This window comes from Thalassospira sp. CH_XMU1420-2 (genome assembly GCF_037029325.1).
Taxonomy (GTDB): domain Bacteria; phylum Pseudomonadota; class Alphaproteobacteria; order Rhodospirillales; family Thalassospiraceae; genus Thalassospira; species Thalassospira povalilytica.
On the sequence record NZ_JAYMEG010000077.1, the window covers coordinates 1 to 558 of the forward strand.

Annotated in this window: 1 protein-coding gene; it reads right to left on the reverse strand. The window is 57.3% G+C overall.

All coding sequences use genetic code 11. From position 1 onward, the window contains the following. Window positions 1-14: 14 nt before the first annotated feature. Complete coding sequence (locus WA429_RS21375; protein ID WP_068810571.1) at window positions 15-356, reverse strand: P-II family nitrogen regulator; 342 nt, start codon at window positions 354-356, stop codon at window positions 15-17. Window positions 357-558: the final 202 nt, after the last annotated feature.

The window sequence follows — 558 nt, forward strand, 5'->3', positions numbered from 1 at the left end:
CCAGCTACTCAACATTAGATGACGCTTGAATCCTCAACACCATCCTGAATGCGGATTGCACGCCTGATATCGCTAACAAAGATACGACCGTCCCCCCTAAGCCCAGTATGGGCTTCGGTTTTCAGCAGCTCCACTACGGCATCGACGAGGTGGTCCTGACACACGATCTCCACCTTCACATGCTCGGAGAACTCCGACGCACCCGCAATCGGGTGCGTGGCGCTGCTCTGCGCCTTGCTGCGACCGAAACCCCGGACTTCCGAGACGCTCATCCCGGTAATGCCATCCAGGCGATGCAGCGCCAGAGTGACCGATTCCAGTTTACGCGTTTTGATGTAAGCTTTTACCTCTTGCATGGTGTCACCTCAAGACGTTGAGTTGTCGCCGTTGGAACGATCGGCGAACCAGGGGTAGAGAGCTGGCAGAAGTCTCAACGAAAAACAGATGGGCGTGGGCGTGACAGCTATGGCTGTGAACGCAGCTACCCCCAGGGGGATGAGAGTGGTTGGCGTGGTCGGGGGGGGGGGTTACGGCAGCGGGAGCCCAAAGTTGAAAAAC

What these genes read in the sequence shown, in the direction of transcription:
- WA429_RS21375 (WP_068810571.1), bottom strand. Translation starts at nt 356, where the DNA reads ATGCAAGAGGTAAAAGCTTACATCAAAACGCGTAAACTGGAATCGGTC.